Origin of the sequence: Cohnella mopanensis (assembly GCF_022352055.1) — a bacterium.
Lineage (GTDB): Bacteria > Bacillota > Bacilli > Paenibacillales > Paenibacillaceae > Cohnella > Cohnella mopanensis.
In genome coordinates this window covers 81457-98320 of sequence record NZ_JAKRWM010000022.1, presented here as the reverse complement: position 1 = coordinate 98320, position 16864 = coordinate 81457, and the positions used below count along the sequence as shown (strand labels likewise).

The 16864-nt window shown below is 49.2% G+C and carries 14 protein-coding genes; 13 read left to right on the top strand and 1 reads right to left on the bottom strand.

All coding sequences use genetic code 11. From position 1 onward, the window contains the following. Positions 1–105 precede the first annotated feature (105 nt). From pseB to L3D05_RS23545, 13 genes are read left to right on the top strand one after another with little or no spacing between them, the layout of a single operon-like run. Entirely contained in the window at positions 106–1086 is a 981-nt protein-coding gene (pseB, locus tag L3D05_RS23605) for a UDP-N-acetylglucosamine 4,6-dehydratase (inverting) (RefSeq protein ID WP_239618836.1), read from the top strand. Further along, positions 1083–2291 carry a UDP-4-amino-4,6-dideoxy-N-acetyl-beta-L-altrosamine transaminase gene (gene pseC / locus L3D05_RS23600; protein ID WP_239618835.1) on the top strand — a complete coding sequence of 403 codons (1209 nt, stop codon included), beginning with the start codon at positions 1083–1085 and terminating at the stop codon, positions 2289–2291. Before pseB ends, pseC begins: the two co-directional genes overlap by 4 nt. Beyond that, positions 2288–3331 carry a UDP-2,4-diacetamido-2,4,6-trideoxy-beta-L-altropyranose hydrolase gene (pseG, locus tag L3D05_RS23595; RefSeq protein WP_239618834.1) on the top strand — a complete coding sequence of 348 codons (1044 nt, stop codon included), beginning with the start codon at positions 2288–2290 and terminating at the stop codon, positions 3329–3331. The genes pseC and pseG overlap by 4 nt, the downstream gene beginning before the upstream one ends. Then, positions 3325–3972, top strand: coding sequence for a formyltransferase family protein (locus tag L3D05_RS23590; protein WP_239618833.1), 648 nt, complete (start codon positions 3325–3327; stop codon positions 3970–3972). The genes pseG and L3D05_RS23590 overlap by 7 nt, the downstream gene beginning before the upstream one ends. Positions 3973–3980: 8 nt before the next feature. Continuing rightward, the gene (gene pseI / locus L3D05_RS23585; protein ID WP_239618832.1) at positions 3981–5033 is read left to right on the top strand and encodes a pseudaminic acid synthase; all 1053 of its coding nucleotides are present in this window, start codon (positions 3981–3983) and stop codon (positions 5031–5033) included. A 55-nt stretch (positions 5034–5088) separates the two neighbouring features. Further along, a complete protein-coding gene (locus L3D05_RS23580) occupies positions 5089–6015 on the top strand; it encodes a glycosyltransferase family 8 protein (protein WP_239618831.1) in 927 nt (308 codons plus the stop codon). Between the two features lie 3 nt (positions 6016–6018). Then, the gene (locus L3D05_RS23575) at positions 6019–7143 is read left to right on the top strand and encodes a polysialyltransferase family glycosyltransferase (RefSeq protein WP_239618830.1); all 1125 of its coding nucleotides are present in this window, start codon (positions 6019–6021) and stop codon (positions 7141–7143) included. Positions 7144–7158: 15 nt separating this feature from the next. Continuing rightward, a complete protein-coding gene (locus L3D05_RS23570) occupies positions 7159–8349 on the top strand; it encodes a glycosyltransferase family 4 protein (protein WP_239618829.1) in 1191 nt (396 codons plus the stop codon). Then, the gene (locus L3D05_RS23565; protein WP_239618828.1) at positions 8346–9380 is read left to right on the top strand and encodes a GNAT family N-acetyltransferase; all 1035 of its coding nucleotides are present in this window, start codon (positions 8346–8348) and stop codon (positions 9378–9380) included. The genes L3D05_RS23570 and L3D05_RS23565 overlap by 4 nt, the downstream gene beginning before the upstream one ends. Before the next feature lie 16 nt (positions 9381–9396). Next, positions 9397–10389: a GNAT family N-acetyltransferase gene (locus L3D05_RS23560; protein WP_239618827.1), complete on the top strand. Its 993-nt coding sequence runs from the start codon at positions 9397–9399 to the stop codon at positions 10387–10389. Positions 10390–10423: 34 nt separating this feature from the next. Then, the gene (gene murJ, locus L3D05_RS23555) at positions 10424–12001 is read left to right on the top strand and encodes a murein biosynthesis integral membrane protein MurJ (protein WP_239618826.1); all 1578 of its coding nucleotides are present in this window, start codon (positions 10424–10426) and stop codon (positions 11999–12001) included. A gap of 24 nt (positions 12002–12025) precedes the next feature. Further along, positions 12026–13462, top strand: coding sequence for a hypothetical protein (locus L3D05_RS23550; protein ID WP_239618825.1), 1437 nt, complete (start codon positions 12026–12028; stop codon positions 13460–13462). Further along, positions 13390–15108, top strand: a complete 1719-nt coding sequence (locus L3D05_RS23545) for a glycosyl hydrolase family 28-related protein (protein ID WP_239618824.1) — start codon at positions 13390–13392, stop codon at positions 15106–15108. The genes L3D05_RS23550 and L3D05_RS23545 overlap by 73 nt, the downstream gene beginning before the upstream one ends. A gap of 1 nt (position 15109) precedes the next feature. On the opposite strand, the gene L3D05_RS23540 is transcribed toward L3D05_RS23545, so the two are convergent. Further along, positions 15110–16690, bottom strand: coding sequence for a glycosyl hydrolase family 28-related protein (locus tag L3D05_RS23540; RefSeq protein WP_239618823.1), 1581 nt, complete (start codon positions 16688–16690; stop codon positions 15110–15112). Positions 16691–16864: the final 174 nt, after the last annotated feature.

Here is a 16864-nt window from a genome sequence, read left to right as displayed (position 1 = left end):
CGTGGTAAGCAAAAGAAAAATGTTAATGATTGACATGATACAAATCGTAACATATTATTAGAATATGATAACAAAATGTATCGAACGAAGAGGAGAAGATACTTCATGGACTTCAATGGTAAAACGGTGCTAGTAACTGGCGGGACGGGATCTTTCGGCAAAAAGTTCGTTCGCAAGATGCTGGAGCTGGACGTTCGGAAGGTCATCGTTCTAAGCAGGGATGAGTTGAAGCAGTATGAGATGAGCCAAGAATTCACGGATGCTAGAATGAGATTTTTCATCGGTGACGTAAGGGATCAAGAGCGGTTAAACAGAGCTTTCGACGGAGTCGATATCGTCGTTCATGCAGCGGCGCTCAAGCATGTGACGGCTTGCGAATATAATCCATTCGAAGCTGTGCGCACGAATATTCTCGGCGCTCAGAATGTCATCGATGCGGCGATCAATCGGGGAGTCAAGCGCGTTATCGCTTTAAGCACGGATAAAGCGGCCAATCCGATCAATCTATACGGTGCGACAAAGTTGGCTTCGGATAAGCTGTTCGTTGCCGCGAACTCCTATGTCGGCGACGTTGGAACCAAATTTTCCGTCGTGAGATACGGCAACGTGGTCGGAAGCAGAGGAAGCGTCATTCCCTTCTTCCATAAGCTAAGAAATTCCGGTCGCCTTCCGATTACCGACGAGAGAATGACCCGGTTCTGGATTACGTTGGACCAAGGCGTGCAATTCGTTCAGGATTGCTTGGGGCGCATGAAGGGCGGCGAAATCTTCGTACCGAAAATTCCAAGCGTCAAAATCGTCGATCTGGCTCGGGTTATCGCACCAAACTGCAGGGTGGAGTACATAGGCATTCGTCCGGGAGAGAAGCTCCACGAGGCGATGATTACGGAAGACGATGCCCGCAAAACGGTGGAGTTCGACGATTATTTCGTCATCAAGCCGGAATATCCGATCTGGTTGGATGACCAAGAAACCGAGTATTATGGCGGAGTTCCTCTGCATGAGAGATTCAGTTATAGCAGCCACACGAATAGCCACTGGTTAACGGATGAAGAAATCATACAGTATCTAGGTGAATATGCATGAGTGTTCGAGCAGGTCAAGCAGGTTATAAGAGACGATCTTCATTCCTGCCTTACGGTCGGCAATGGATCGACGAGAAGGATATTGAGGCGGTAACCGCTGTGCTCCGCGGGGACTACTTGACGACAGGGCCTTACGTTCCGGAGTTCGAGAGCAAGCTTGCCGAGAAAGTCGGAGCCCGCTACGCGGTGGCGTTCTCCAATGGAACGGCTGCGCTGCATGCCGCTTGTTATGCGGCGGGCATCGGCGAGGGCGATGAAGTGATCACGACTCCGATGACGTTTGCCGCGAGCGCTAACTGCGTTCTGTATCAAGGCGGTACCCCCGTCTTTGCCGATATCGACGAGCAAACCTACAACATCGATCCACGAGCGGTAGAAAGCCTCATTACGGAACGGACTAAAGCGATTATTCCCGTAGATTTCACCGGGCAGCCCGCGAATCTGGCGGCAATCCAAGAGCTGGCAGCCAAGCACGGGCTAGTCGTTATCGAGGATGCCGCGCATGCGCTAGGAGCAACTTACCGTTCGCGCCCGATCGGATCAATCAGCGATATGACCATGTTCAGCTTACATCCGGTGAAGCACATTACGGCTGGGGAAGGCGGCGTCATCGCGACCGACAACGAGCTTTATTATGGGAGATTGCTCGATTTCCGCAACCATGGCATCGTGCGCGAGCCTAGCCGGTTGGACCAAGCGCCTCCCGGTAAGTGGTATTACGAGATGCAGAGCTTGGGCTACAACTATAGGCTGACGGATATTTCGGCGGCGCTTGCCATTAGCCAGCTAGATAAGCTTGATGCCTTCGTAAGCAGGCGAAGGAAGATCGCCGATACCTACAACCATGCCTTTCGGGAAATGTCGGCCATCGGGATCCCTTATCAAGAGCAGTTCGGGGAGTCGAGTTGGCATTTGTATGTTATTCGTTTGGACCTTGGACAATTGAGCGTCGGACGAGATGACATCTTCAACCGTCTGCACGAGTTGAATATTGGAGTTAATTTGCACTATATCCCGGTTTACTTACATCCGTACTACAGAAGATTGGGTTATCCGCAAGGGTTATGCAAGAAAGCCGAACGAGTCTATGAAAGCCTAATAACGCTCCCGCTGTATCCGGGAATGACGGACGAAGACGTCGAGGATGTCATTGCAGCTGTTAGGCAAGTGATCGGAGATTGCATGGAGGAAAGCGTACGCAGATGAGAATAGTCATTCGAACGGACGCTTCGATCCATATTGGGACGGGTCACGTCATGAGATGCTTAACTCTAGCGGACCGGTTAAAGCAGCATGCGGATGTTGCTTTTATTTGCAGGAAGCTAGAGGGGGATCTTATTGCCTATATTCACAGCCGCGGGTATTCCGTTCATGCGATCTCTTGCCATGACGAGAGATGGGAGGAAGACGCGAGGCAAACAATCGCATACCTCTATGAACAGCGGATGAAAGCTTCTTGGCTCATTGTGGATCATTACGGGCTGGATGCTAGATACGAGGCGGTCGTGCGCCCCCACGTTCAGAACATAATGGTCATCGACGATCTTGCGAATCGGCCGCATCGCTGCGATCTCTTGCTCGATCAGAATTTATACGACCATGCGGAGCAACGTTATTCCAAGCTCGTCGAGCAGGATACTTCCTTGCGATTGGGTCCGCAGTATGCGCTGCTGAGACCGGAATTCGCAGCGGCAAGATCAGGGATTAATCGCTCCGACGAAGTCACGAACCTTCTCATTTCATTCGGAGGCGCAGACCACACCGGGGAAACGACGAAGACATTGCAGGCGCTGCGGCAGCTGAAGGAACTGTGGCCAGGCAAGCTACGCGCGAAAGTTCTAATGGGCAAGATTAACGCGCAAGCGGGCCGCATCCGCGCTCTCTGCAAGGAGCTGGATAACGTACAATGCTTGGACCACACGGAGAATATGGCTGAGCTTATGCAGGAAGCGGATCTAGCGATCGGCTCAGGCGGTACGACGACTTGGGAGAGATGCTGTCTCGGCTTACCATCCCTTGTTATCATGACCGCGGATAATCAAGTCGAGCTGTCGGAATATGCGGCCAAGAGCGGTTTAATCGTCTTATTGGGCTATTCCGCGGATGTGAAGTCCGATCATATTCGGGATACAGTGCTGGAATTCATGCAAAACCCCGAGTTCAGATCAACGATGTCAATGCGAGGCGGCAACCTCGTGGATGGTCTCGGAGCGGAACGAATGGTAAAGGAGCTGCTGAAATGCTGAAACAAATTACGGTCGTATCCGATCGGAAAAACTGGATCAACGACCATATTCCTAAGTGGTTGCCAACATTGAAGGAATTCGCGGAAGAAATTATATGGATACACGAGGTGTCGGAGCTCACAGTAGGCGACATGGCCTTCTTCCTAGGCTGCGAACAGATCGTGCCTCGGGTTCTCCTCTCCCGCAATCGCCATAACCTCGTCGTTCATGCGAGCGACTTGCCGAAGGGGAAAGGATGGTCCCCGTTAACTTGGCAAATTCTGAACGGCGATAACGAAATACCTGTCGTCCTGTTCGAAGCAGCCGAGAAAGTGGATGACGGGCCTATCTACTTAAGAGAGCAAATCGTGTTCGAAGGAACGGAATTGATCGACGAGATGAGGCTGGAGCTCGGCCGGAAAACGATCGCCCTGTGCAATCGGTTTTTGCGGGAATACCCGACCGTGATCGAGCAAGCTAAAGATCAGCACGGGGAAAGCACTTATTATCCAAGGAGAACGCCGGCGGACAGCAGATTGGATCCGGATCTCTCGATCCGCGAGCAGTTCCGGTTGATGCGCGTTGCGGATAATGACCGTTACCCTTGTTATTTTGAACTGGATGGAAGCACATTCGAGGTCAAAGTAGAGAAAAGAAGGTGAAGTTAAGCATGAACGAGATTCGGTTAGGGCACCGCGCCATAGGGGCGGGGCATCCGCCATTCATTATCGCGGAAATGTCGGGAAACCATAATCAGTCCCTCGAGAAAGCTCTCGAGATCGTGGAAGCTGCCGCGGCTGCGGGGGCGCACGCTCTGAAACTGCAGACGTACACGGCGGATTTAATGACGCTGGATTTGGAGTCGGAGGATTTCTATATCCACGATTCCGGGAGTCTCTGGAAAGGCCAGTCCTTATATCAGTTATACGAACAAGCGTATACGCCGTGGGAGTGGCACGAGCCGATATACAAACGCTGCCGGGAACTCGGGATTATTCCGTTCAGCACGCCGTTTCATCCGAAAGCGGTCGATTTTCTCGAACGCTTGGATACCCCGTTCTACAAAATCGCGTCTTTCGAGAATAACGATCTTCCTTTGATTCGGCATGCGGCGCGAACGGGGAAGCCTCTAATTATTTCCACGGGTATGGCTACCCTGGCGGAACTGAATGAAATGGTGGAAGCCGCGAGGGAAGCGGGATGTAAAGATCTTATTTTGCTTAAATGTACTAGCAATTACCCGGCGTCACCCGCAGACAGTCATTTGTTGACGATTCCGCATATGAAAGAGTTGTTTCGGTGCGAGATCGGATTGTCCGATCATACGCTTGGGATAGGGGCGGCTGTAGCGAGCGTCGTGCTCGGGGCTACGGTGATCGAGAAACATTTCACGATCTCCCGATCCGAGGGCGGAGTCGATTCCGCGTTCTCGCTTGAACCCGCGGAGATGAAGCTTCTCGTATCGGAGACGGACATTGCCCGCCAAGCGCTAGGAACGGTTCGTTATGGCTTAAGCGATAAAGAAAAATCTTCCCTTAAATATCGACGTTCTCTCTACATTAGCAAGGATGTTGCATGCGGCGAAACACTGAACGAGGACAACGTGAGAATTATTCGGCCGGGTTACGGCCTTCCGCCCAAGTACATAGATCAATTTTTGGGGAAAACGGCGGCTAAAGACATTAAGGCCGGCACTGCGGCGAGATGGGACATGTTGGGATAAAGGCTTCGCAATAAGCGATAAGCAGAGCAGGTATGTACGCGAGGGAGAGATCCACATGATAGCAGCGGATACGGTTCATATCGTCTCATCGACCGACAACGGATACGTTCAACATCTAGGTGCTGTATACGTCTCGTTGCTGATGAATCTTGCTCCGGAATGGAACGCGAAATTTTATGTTATCGACGGGGGAATTGAACCGGCCAATAGGCTGAGGCTGGTGCGAACGGTTCAGCGATTCGGGGCGAGCATCGAATTTCTGACCGTTAACCCAGAAGCCTATTATGCGTTCGCAACCCGTAGACACATTACTCCATCCGCATTTTTTCGACTGTCCATTCCCGATCTCATACAATCCGCAGAAGTGGATAAGGTGATCTATCTGGATTGCGATCTGATCGTTCTGGATGATATTTCGAAATTATGGATGACGGACATGAAGCAATATCCGATCGCGGCGGTAAGAGATTTAGGCGGAGGAAACCGATTTAAGGATTTAAGCATTCCACCGGAATCCAAATACTTCAATTCGGGCGTCCTTCTGATCAATATGCAGCAGTGGAGGCGGGAATCGATTACCGCTCAAGTCATTCGGTTCATTCGGGATAACCCCGATAAGATGTACTATCACGATCAGGATGGCCTAAATGCTATTCTGCACGATAAGTGGCTGGAATTAGATCCGCGATGGAATATTCAGAGAAACATGCTCATTCGCGGGAACAAGGAACTGAAGAGAAACGCACCGTTGGCGGAAGCGATTCGCAAGCCGTCCGTCATTCATTTTACGGGTACGCCGAAGCCTTGGCATTTTCATGATAACCATACCTATAAGCATCAGTACTATAAATACTTGGCTATGACCGAATGGGAGCACTTCCGCCCTAGCGTCGGACCACGGCAAATCGCGAAAAAAATAGCCAGGAAGCTATTGCCCGAATTCTTGAACACCCTGTTGATAAACTTGAAGAGGAGTAGGTAAGCAGTGAGATCCCCGTCAACGGATAAAAGACTGTTCGTCTGCACGAAACCTTATCAATACCTGCTAGCCAGGTTGATCAAACATGGGTGTGGTTTCGATCATTGCGACATCATCATCTTGAATCATTTCTACGAAGCCGCGGATTTCAGCTACAAGGTTAGGGAAACAGGAATTTGGGACCGAGTGCTGTTTATCGATGACGGCACCTTGGACCAGTTCAAATTAAAGTTGAATCCCGTCCGAAAGTTCGTGTTCTACCACTCTTGGAGAAAATACTTGCCTGCTTCGCTAGTGAATATTGAGCAATATTCGGAAGTGTTCCTAGCGCATGACTTCGTCGCCATTGAATATGCGATCATCCGCAAGTTCCACAAGGAAGGGAAGCGTTCCTATCTGTATGAGGAAGGCTTCGGCAACTATATCAACAATAGCACCCATTCGAAGTGGCACATGCAATTGTTGAAGAGAATAGCGCCAAGGCTCGGGTTGCCGGGGGGGTATTTCGGCAGCTTGAAATGGATCAATTCCGTGTGGCTTCAACGACCTGAATTAATTGTTTCGGATAGGAAGAATCCCCTTAGGAATAAGACGAAGGCGTTACCCCTTTCCTTCAAAGAATACTTGCAAATGCCGCAAATCGTAGAGGAATGTTATCGGATCTATCCGGAGCTTCACGAAGTCGACAACTTCCTGAAGGGTAGGGAAATGATGGCTATCGTGCTTACGGAACCGTTTCTAGATGACATTGCCGATCGAAAGGGCTACCTGGAAGAGATCGTAGCTAGAGTCGGCGAAACCGTTAAGTTGGACGATGCTCCGCTATTCTTCAAGCAACATCCGGGAGAGAAACTATCGATAGAGGGCATGTCCGAACGAATCGTTGCCCTTCCCAAGAAGTTACCTATCGAATTGCTGTACCTGGTCATGATTAAGAACGATATCCGCAAGGTGAACATTTACTCTTTCGGCAGCACGGCGATATTGAATTTGTTCGATTTATGCAAATCGGAAGAGAGCTTGGACATTTTCATTATCGAGAGCATGGGGATGCAGGTGGAGGACGAGCTCATCTCCTCCCGATTCCGTGAATTGGCGGAAAAATACCATATTCAGTTCGAAACGATGTAAGGGGGCGTACTAGCGATGAAAAATATTTTATTCGTCCAGCCGTATGCCAGCCAGGTGGGGGGCGTAGACACCGTACTGCTTCAGCTCATCGAAGGGTTGGACAAGTCTCGGTACCGATGCTTCGTCTTATTGTCGGCACCCACGGATTATGTGCGTAAGTACGAACAATTAGGGGTAACGGTACTATTCGGTCCGCTTGCCGTATTCGGCAAACCTACGGATTTGGGCTATTATTTCCGCAATATGTACATCTTGCTCAAGTCCATGAAGGCGATTAAGGGGATCGTCAGAAAGTATCGCATCGACTTGATCCATTCTCATAAGATGGAAGTTATCGGTGCCAATCTGATCGGGAAATGGTTAGGTATCCCTACCGTTCAGACGGTACATGAGCTTGCGCGCAAACCATTGGTCGCATACAAGTTCGTAGCGTATCTGAACCACCTGTTCAACGATAAAGTCATCGTGTTATGCGACAGAAGCAAGATCATGTTCCGATGGTTCAATCGGGAGTCGAACAAGCTCGTCAAAATCTATAACGGGATTACGAAATCCGCCCAAGCGGCAACTCCCATCAAGGAACGATTGCGAGAGCAACTGGGGCTCCTGTCGGGCGACCGGATTGCGATCACGATCGCAAGATTGTCTCCGATGAAAGGGCTGGAGTATCTGATCGAAGCTGCGGCAAAGCTTAAGCAAGATCATCCTGATATCAAATTCGTGATCGTCGGCGATGTGGCCTTCGAACATGAGAAAGCTTATAAAGATCAGTTGCTGAGTCTCATTAGGCGGCTAGGAGTAGAGCAAACCGTCTTCATGCTCGGATTGCGCAGGGACGTTCCGGATTTGCTGGAACAAAGCGATGTCCTCATTCTTCCTTCGGTCTATGATATTTTCCCTACCGTCATTCTCGAGGCGATGAGCAAAGGGCTTCCGGTAGTCGCAACGGATGTCGGGGGAGTTCCCGAGATGGTGAAGGGGAATACGGGGATTATGGTCAGTCCGTGTAACAGCGATGCCTTGAAGACGGCTATTGTACGGATGTTCGCCATGGATTATCAAGCGATGGGCGTTCAAGCGAGCAAGCTTTATTCGCAGGAATTTACGCGGGAACATTACGTTAGCAGAACTGTAGCAGTCTATGAGGAGATGTTCCGTACGAAACTGCGACAAGCGTCCGATACGCGGAGAGGAGTTCTGAGATGAGCGGGGAAACGGTCGTCAGGAGAGTCAACGTAGTCAATGCCAAAAGCAAGTATAGAAAGTTGTGCAGGAGCAATTCCGATATGTCTTTGTTCGATCAGGATTGGTGGTTGGATATTACATGCGGCGGAGAGGACCAATGGGATGTCGTTTTAATAGAGAGAAATGGGGAGATCGTTGCGAGCTTACCCTACCATAAGGTCAAGAAATACTTGTTCAAGGTGATTCAGATGCCGGAGTTAACGCTAACGATGGGGATTTGGATTAAATATCCTAGCGGGCAGAGCGAAACGGCCAAGCATGCCTACGAGCGCGAAATCTTCCATGAGCTGATCGAGAGGCTGCCGGAAGTCGATTACTCCTACCAGCATTTTCATTGGAATATTACGAATTGGAGCCCGTTCTATTGGAAGGGATTCAGACAAACGACCCGATACACCTACGTGTTCGAAGATCTCCGCGATTTGGATCGGATTTACGCCAACTTCAGAGACAATATCCGCGCCGAAATACGCAAGGCGGAGAAAGTGCTAAGAGTTGTTGAGAGCGACGATCTGGAGAAATTCCATGAGATAAACAAAAAAACGTTCGATCGGCAGCAGGTACCGATGCCTCACAGCTTCGAGATATTGAAACCGCTCGACGAAGCCTGCAGCATACGCGGTTGCCGCAAAATCTGGTTCGCGGTCGACGAGCAGGACCGAATCCATAGCGCGATTTACATGGTTTGGGATGCGAATTGCGCGTACTACCTGCTTGGAGGAGCGGATTCCGAACTAAGGAAAAGCGGCTCGCATTCTTATTTGCTCTGGCACGCCATTAAGGAAATGTCGAAGGTCACGAAGCAATTCGATCTTCATGGCGGAATGCACGAGCCGGTAGAACGGTTTTTCCGGGCAATGGGAGCCAAGCAACAATCGTATTTTCAAGTGTCCAAGATTAAAGGGAAGTTATTTCATTTCGCTTATTACGTCAAGCAAGCTTTAAGTCAATTGGCCGCGATCGTCACCGTCACGGTATGCGGAAACTTATAGTATGGAGGTGGATGGAATGAGCGAAGCAACCCGGGCTAAGCCCGCAATCGTGAAAGATTCTAAAAGCAAATACAGGGAGCTCTGCAAGACGAATTCAAGCATCCCCTTGTTCGACCGGGACTGGTGGCTGGATATCGTATGCGGGGGAGCGGACAACTGGGACGTCATCATCGTGGAGAAGGGCAACGAGATCGTCGCAAGCCTGCCGTACTATAAGACCAAGAAATACGGCTTCAACCTGATTCAGATGCCCGAGCTGACTCTAACTTTAGGAATTTGGATTCAATATCCGCCCAACCAGAAATATGCGACGAGATTGGCGTACGAGAGGGAACTCTATCTGGAAATCATAGAGCAGATGCCGGATGTGGATTACTCTTACCAGCATTTCAACCGTAACATCACGAACTGGAGCACATTCTATTGGAAAGGATTTCGGCAGACGACGCGATATACGTACGTGATCGAAGATTTAACGCAGTTGGATAACGTTTACGCGAATTTCAAGGAAAATATTCGGGACGGTATCGAGAGAGCCGAGCAGAAGCTAAAGGTTATCGAGAGCGACGACGTGGAACAGTTCTATGAAATGCATAGCCGCAATTTCAATCCGAAGACGCTGCCGATCCCCTACCGCTTCGAAACCTTAAAGCGACTGGACGAGGAGCTCAGCAAGCAGAATGGGCGGAAAATCCTGTTCGCCGTCGATGAAGCAGGGAAAATCCATAGCGGTATTTACCTCGTGTGGGATTCCGTCAGTGCTTATAATTTGCTTGGCGGAGAGGATTTCACTTTCAGGAATAGCGGTCCGCACGCCATGCTGATCTGGCATGCCATTCAATTGATGTCGAAGCAATCCGTTCAGTTCGATCTTTATGGCGGGATGCATGAGTCGGTTGAAAGCTTTTTTCGATCCTTCGGCGCGAAGCAGAAGCCGTATTTTCAAATCTCGAAGTTTTACGGTAAATTTTTTAAGTTCGTTTACTATATGAAACAAGCGATCGGATAAATGAACATCATTCTTGATCCGACAGGGGTACATTATGAATGCTAAAGCAATCGTTTCGGGAGCGGTCATTTTATTCGTTGGCAATTTATTGAGCAGCTTGCTCGGCTTGGGCAGAGAAGTGTTGCTCGCCCACAATTACGGAGCGAACGTGGATATGGACGCCTATTTGTTCGCGAACACGATTCCTTCCATGCTGCTCAGTTTCGTGAGCGGGGTATACATGGCCAGCTTTATACCTTTGTTCATTAAGCAGAGAGTAGAAATCAGCGTAGAGAAAGCCAACCTTATGTATAACAATACATTAAACTGGCTAATCGTGATCATCGTCCTGGTTACCGTCGTCTGCTACGTCTTCAGCGATTCGTTATCCTCGGTATTCGCGATCGATGCCTTGCAGCATGACAAGATTAAGCATCTGTTATGGATTTTGCTGCCGAATATGCTGTTCTTCTCGGTTTCCTATGCTCAATCCAGCGTGCTTAGCAGCCTTAATCATTTTACGTTGCCTGCCCTGCTCACTGTTCTGAATAACATAATCGTCATTACGTTCATGCATTTCTTTCATGCTTCCATCGGCATCTATTCGGTAGCTTGGGGGTTCTTGATCGGGACGGCCTTACAGGTACTCGTTCAAATTCCGGTTTTAATTAAGAAAGGCATTCGATATCGATTGTATCTGAGCGTTAAGGACGAGTACATCAAGAAGCTTGTCTTGCTCTCCATACCGGTTATAGGGCTCGTAATCATTGACCAAAGTTTGCAATTCGCCACCCGGTTTTTTTCTTCAAGCTTGGAGGTCGGCAGCGCATCGGCGCTGAATTACTCAAGCCGGATCATCATGCTGCCCGTTACGCTGTTCGGCACGGCGCTCATTAGCGCAAGCTTTCCGAGTATCGTGCAGATGCTTGCGGAGAAGAAGGAGCGGGAATACAGCTCTCTCATCTCGACCAGCATGAAAAGCCTTGCGCTTATTCTAATCCCGGTCATGATCTTGTGCATGGCTTTCTCCTTCCCGATCATCCGAATTTTGTTTCAACGTGGGGCTTTCGACTCTACCGCAACGGAGATGACGGCCATCGCGTTTCTGATCTTCGCGATCGGGATCGTTATTATTCCGGTTAGGGAATTTTGCTACAAGCTGTTCTTCGGTAAGGAAAACATGAGAATTCCTATTCACTGTTCTGCCCTCTATTTGATTTGTTTCGTCTCCATGTGCCTATTGTTAGTCCCTAAGCTTCACTATATCGGCATCGCCGTATCGGGCTCGTCGTCATCCATTCTATCCTTCTCGTATTTGCTCGTGCGGTATAAGCGATTGAATCCGAACCAGCCGCTAGGCCTTACCGTTCCGTTTCTTTCGAAAATCATTTCTTCCGCCTTATTAGCCGCCGCAATGGCTTATTGCTTCTATTATGGCGGGATGAAGCTGATTGACGCCAAAGGCTGGGAAATCGTGCTCACCCCGTTTTCGCTCGGCTTGGGAATGATTCTCTATTTCGGTTTTATCCGATTGTGGAAAGTCGAGGAAATGAATTTCGTAATCGTCAAATTGTCCGCTAAGTTCAATTTCAACAAACGAAGAAGCGCGATAGCCAGTAAAAATTCTGCCTAGATAGGATTAGAGGAGGAGCGCACGATGCTTAAGCTATATGTGTTGTTTTGCGCATTCATGGCGAATGCGCTCCTGTGCTATTTCAATACCGAACAGTGGAACCATCCTTACCTGTTCGTAAGCTTCCTGTTGAACTTGATTTGCATAGTGATCGGATTTTACCGGTCGCTGAGTTATCCACGATTGAATCTGGATACGATAATATGGGTGTTCGTGTACATGTTTTTTTTCCTGGCCCCGGTCATTCAAATCGATTTCAGTACCGTATTTCCGAACTCCTTGCCAATCGAAGCCGGGGAAGTAGTTAGGGCCAATTTAATTATTTTCGCTTGGAACTTCATATATCTCGTTTTTAGAAGCTGGAGGCATCAGCCTGCATCGGCGGTACCCGTCAGCGACGGGAAAAGCAATCTTCCTTTTATCGGGGGGAAAGTCAAAGTTATTTATTTTATCCTGTCGTCGCTTATCGTTCTCGCTACCTTGGCGATGTTCAAGCAAAATTTTTTCCTCGGTCTTGCCGATTACGGAGCGGTACTCTCCAATAAATCGATTTTGCTGCTGCTCAATATCTCTGTACAGGGGATCGTGTTCAGCAACTGGATATTCGCGCTGGACAGCTGGAAGACGGCAAAAAGCTTAAAGGTTCTCGGTTATTTGGCCGCATCTACCGTTATGATGCTTAATCAGCTAAGCCCCTTTAATACGAGTCGGTTCTATTTAGGCTTCTGCATCATCATGATTATTTATCTGTTCTATTTCAAGACGATGCGCCCAAGCCGGTTCGTTTGGATTATTTTCTCGGGGCTCCTGCTCGTTTTTCCTTTCTTTAACTATTTCCGCTACGGGTTAAGCGGCTTCGAGATGCCGTCACCTTACCATCTGATGTTCGATCAACTGACCGAGCTGCATTTCGATGCGTTCTCGAATCTGATCGCGAGTCTCGAATACTGTGACACTTACGGAATTTCATTCGGTTATCAAATGTTAGGCGTCTTGTTCTTCTTCGTTCCGCGCAATATTTGGGCAGGCAAACCTCTTAGTTCGGGAGAAGCGGTAGGGGACTATATTTCAGGAAATTACACGCTCCATATGACGAATCTATCCAATCCGATTCCTAGCGAGTTTTATATCAACTTCGGTTGGGTCGGCGTAGTGGCCGGGGCGATCTTCGTCGCCTGGCTAGTCAATAAGCTAGAGAAGAACGTCGGGTTAAACCGCTATACGCATTCCTTGATTGCCGGATACTTATTCATTATTTATCGAGGGGATATGATGAACGCGTTCGCTTATTGCTTTGGAACCTATGTCGTAATCGTGCTTATTCCAAGCTTGATTTCCAGGAACAACGGAAAGCGGCCCGAAGCTGCTAAGATCAGGGGGATGAAGGAGTGGATGACAAGATCACCTCCCGCAAAATGGGGAGAAAGCAATTTCTGGCCGGAGTCGCGACAGCCGGATTAAGCTTGTTAACGGGAAGCATGGGGGCGAATCTGCTCCCTGGGGTAGGGCCGGATACGATCGCGAAGGTTACCGCCGGAGAACCTAAACCGTTATCCGTCAACGTGTTGGACTACGGGGCTGACCCGACCGGGAAGAAAGACAGCAGCGCGGCTTTTGTCCGTGCTTTGCAGGTTATCGAGAATGCGGCGGTCTCGAATCCAGCGGCGAATTTCTTGGGAGACCCGAATAGAAGAGGAAGGGCAAAGCTCTATATTCCCGAGGGGAGCTATCTCCTGAACCGACCGGAGACGTTGATGAGGCGATCCTACCGGACGAGATCGTTAGGGCTTGTCATCCAAGGGGCGGGTAGAGGGCTCACGCAGATTTTGTTCAACAATGGCAAATCCGAGCAATACTTGCTCTATAATCAAGACGCCTGGCTGTTCGTCCACTTTGCCGATATCGAATTCACCTCGTTAAACGCCGCCAATAACTTTATGTTCTCCCTCTCTAATGGAGGTGCACAGAACTACTCCTTCGAGAGATGCCTATGGAATGGCAAGTGGAACAACTTATTCGTGCTGGAAGGATCGAATACGAACAGCGAGATGAGCTGGTATCATTGCAACTTCAACGGCATCGTGAACAAGGGGGTGTTCGTGTCCGAAGACAAGGGATCGGATCAGTTTCTCAACTATAACTTCTTTGCCTGCCAATTCGAAGTAGAGAAGGGGGACTTCCTCGTCTTCGGTAAAGGGGGCAATATTAATATTTGGGGCGGAAGCTTCATTCATTACGACGATCGGGAGGGCGGAACCTTCTTCAAGCTGTTAGGGGGGAGCCATGCCGGAGGCGTGCAGAGATTCCTGTGCATTGGCGCAAGATTCGAGCATCGGAACGAGAAAAGTAAGCTCATCGAATGCGAGTGGAACGATGGAACGCTGTCTTTCATCAATTGCGATATGGGCTCCCAAGCTTATCGGCTGAAACCGTCCGCGAATGCTCGCTTTCGATCCGTTAATCAGAAAATGCCGAGTATTTTGTTCCAAAGCTGCGTGCTAATGGGCAAGCATGAATACGTCTATCTATCGAATTCATGGCAACATCCCCATCAGATCGTTTATGACAATTGCGAGCTGTCCCACGAGCTTCGCGCGGACGAGTTCATCGTTTATTCCTATGACGGGAAGGAAACTTCGCGTGATGGCGGCCGTCCTCTCGTGAAGTTTCGCAATTGCCGCAGCCTTCAAGGCTCTAACGAGACGGCGTTTTTCGATTCCGATGTGGGAATGCGCGTAACGAATAGGGCAATGTTAGAGAAGAAGCTCATAAGCATTAAGGGCAGCTTCGGTTCGTTCCCTATGAAAGGCGAGAAGGAACCGTTTACCCTACCTCTAGGTTCTCTTATCCTAAATGTTAAGTTCATATGTAAGCCGGGCGCGGCGAAGGGATTATCCGTTGCCGATTATTGGCTTGAGACCTCCGAATCATCGCCTAGCCGCCTTGCTTTCGTACAAGCTTCGCCGGCGGATGCCGGATTCTACGAGAATACGGATCCCATGTTCGAATGCGACACGGAAGCTAAGCGAAATCTCCGCTTATGCTCCGGGTCGGGGGTCGATCAAGCCATTGATTCCGCGTTCTGTTTGATCGAGTATATCGGATAGCTTATCCGATATACTCGACGAGACATAGACACCCATCGATCGATTGATTGACTGCCGTATTGCACTCGAACACGAGATGCCTATTGGTAGCGTTGTTGCATGCGAATAATTGGGGTACCGACACGTTGAAGCCATTCGCCAATGCTTTGGTACCGTCTCCCGACACTTTCGCGAGAACGGTTGGCGTCAGTTCGGAAGTTCTTAACGTGAAAGTCCAGGTTTTGTTCTGGGACGTAGCGACGGCAGCTGGCCAATATAACGTCACGTTAGTCACGATGGCGTTAAGGGGCATATAAAAATCGATCGTCGGGATGCTTACATAAGGAAACTTACCCTCGGGCGTCTTTACCGAGGCGATTTTCTTGGAGGTAAGTCCCAATGTGCTGGTGGCGAACCCGTAGTTGCAATCCCATATATTCCTTGTATTGGCCGAACTGCTTGCGCCACGACAGTTGTTAAAGTTGATGACAGGGGCGCCCCCTTTATTGGCGTTGGCATCGCTTGGAGCTATCGTAATGAACGTCGAAGGGTCGTCGTGCTGCTCGAAAGTACAATTCTCGTATTGAACATTATGGCGTTGGCTCCATGAGTTAATCGTGTAGTTGTATTGATGGGATCCGATCAATCGGCAGTTGTCGAACTTGAGAATCGGCATCTGAGTATTGACGCTTCTGAATACGGCGGCTACTGCCGTTGGCGGACGGAGATGCATGGAACTGGACATATCCACATTGATGAAGCTTATCGTTCCTCCGGACCACTCGCATTCGATAAGCTTGCTTAACTCGTTCCGATGTTCGATCCTGGCGCCGATGCAGAGGAACCGTTCTGTGCCATATCCGTGGGTTGTGCCTAACAGTTGAAAGAAAGTTCCGGCATTCGTACCGTAATGAATGTAGCTTCCTCCCCAGATGTTAATGTTTCCTCCCTTCTCGAACCGAACGAAGGTCCCGTCGCTTACTTCGAAATTACAGGCATAAAAATTATAATTGACGGATTGATCCGATCCCGTCGCAGCCGACACGTAAAGCGCGATCTTGTGACTGCCTGTCCATGTGCAGGAATAATAAGAGAACTCGCTGTTCGTGTTGTTTCCTTCTAAATAGATGCCATAATTCCACGACCCCGTAAATTGACAACGACTCAACGAATATTTCTGAGCCCCGCCATTAGAGTAAGAATCCATAAAGTTGTTTTTCGTATTGTTGGAGTCGAACGTAATGCCATCGATATTGAGATAGAGCCAAGCGTCGTTATTTCTCATGAGATAGCTGCCCGCGATGACAGGTTGGAACAAAATTTGCGTATTGCCTGCGCCTGCTCCTTGTATCTGCAAGCCTACGGTGCGAATTTTATACGTTCCTCTAATGATGGCTTCCGGACTCTTAATGAGGTAAGATCCTGACGGGATATAGATCGTAATGGTTCCGAGTTGATTGCTATCCGAGCTAGGCGCAAGATTTTTCCTGGCCTTGCTTTCCGCGGTCTGAATGGCCTTGATGAACGCTTGGCTATCATCCGTTACGCCATCGCCTTTGGCTCCTAAATCTTTGACGCTAATGACACTAGGATCATCGATCATGGATCAACATCCTTTCCTGATTGGAATAAGGTGAGTTCTGCTTTTAAGCCAGTATATGCAGGCTTGGCTTGGATTGGCTTAGTTGTCTGTCGTCGTATTGCTAATAATGACCATAGCCCGAATAGAGAAAGAAGCCTTCAATGCCACCTAAGAGGTAGCGTTGAAGGCTTCTCC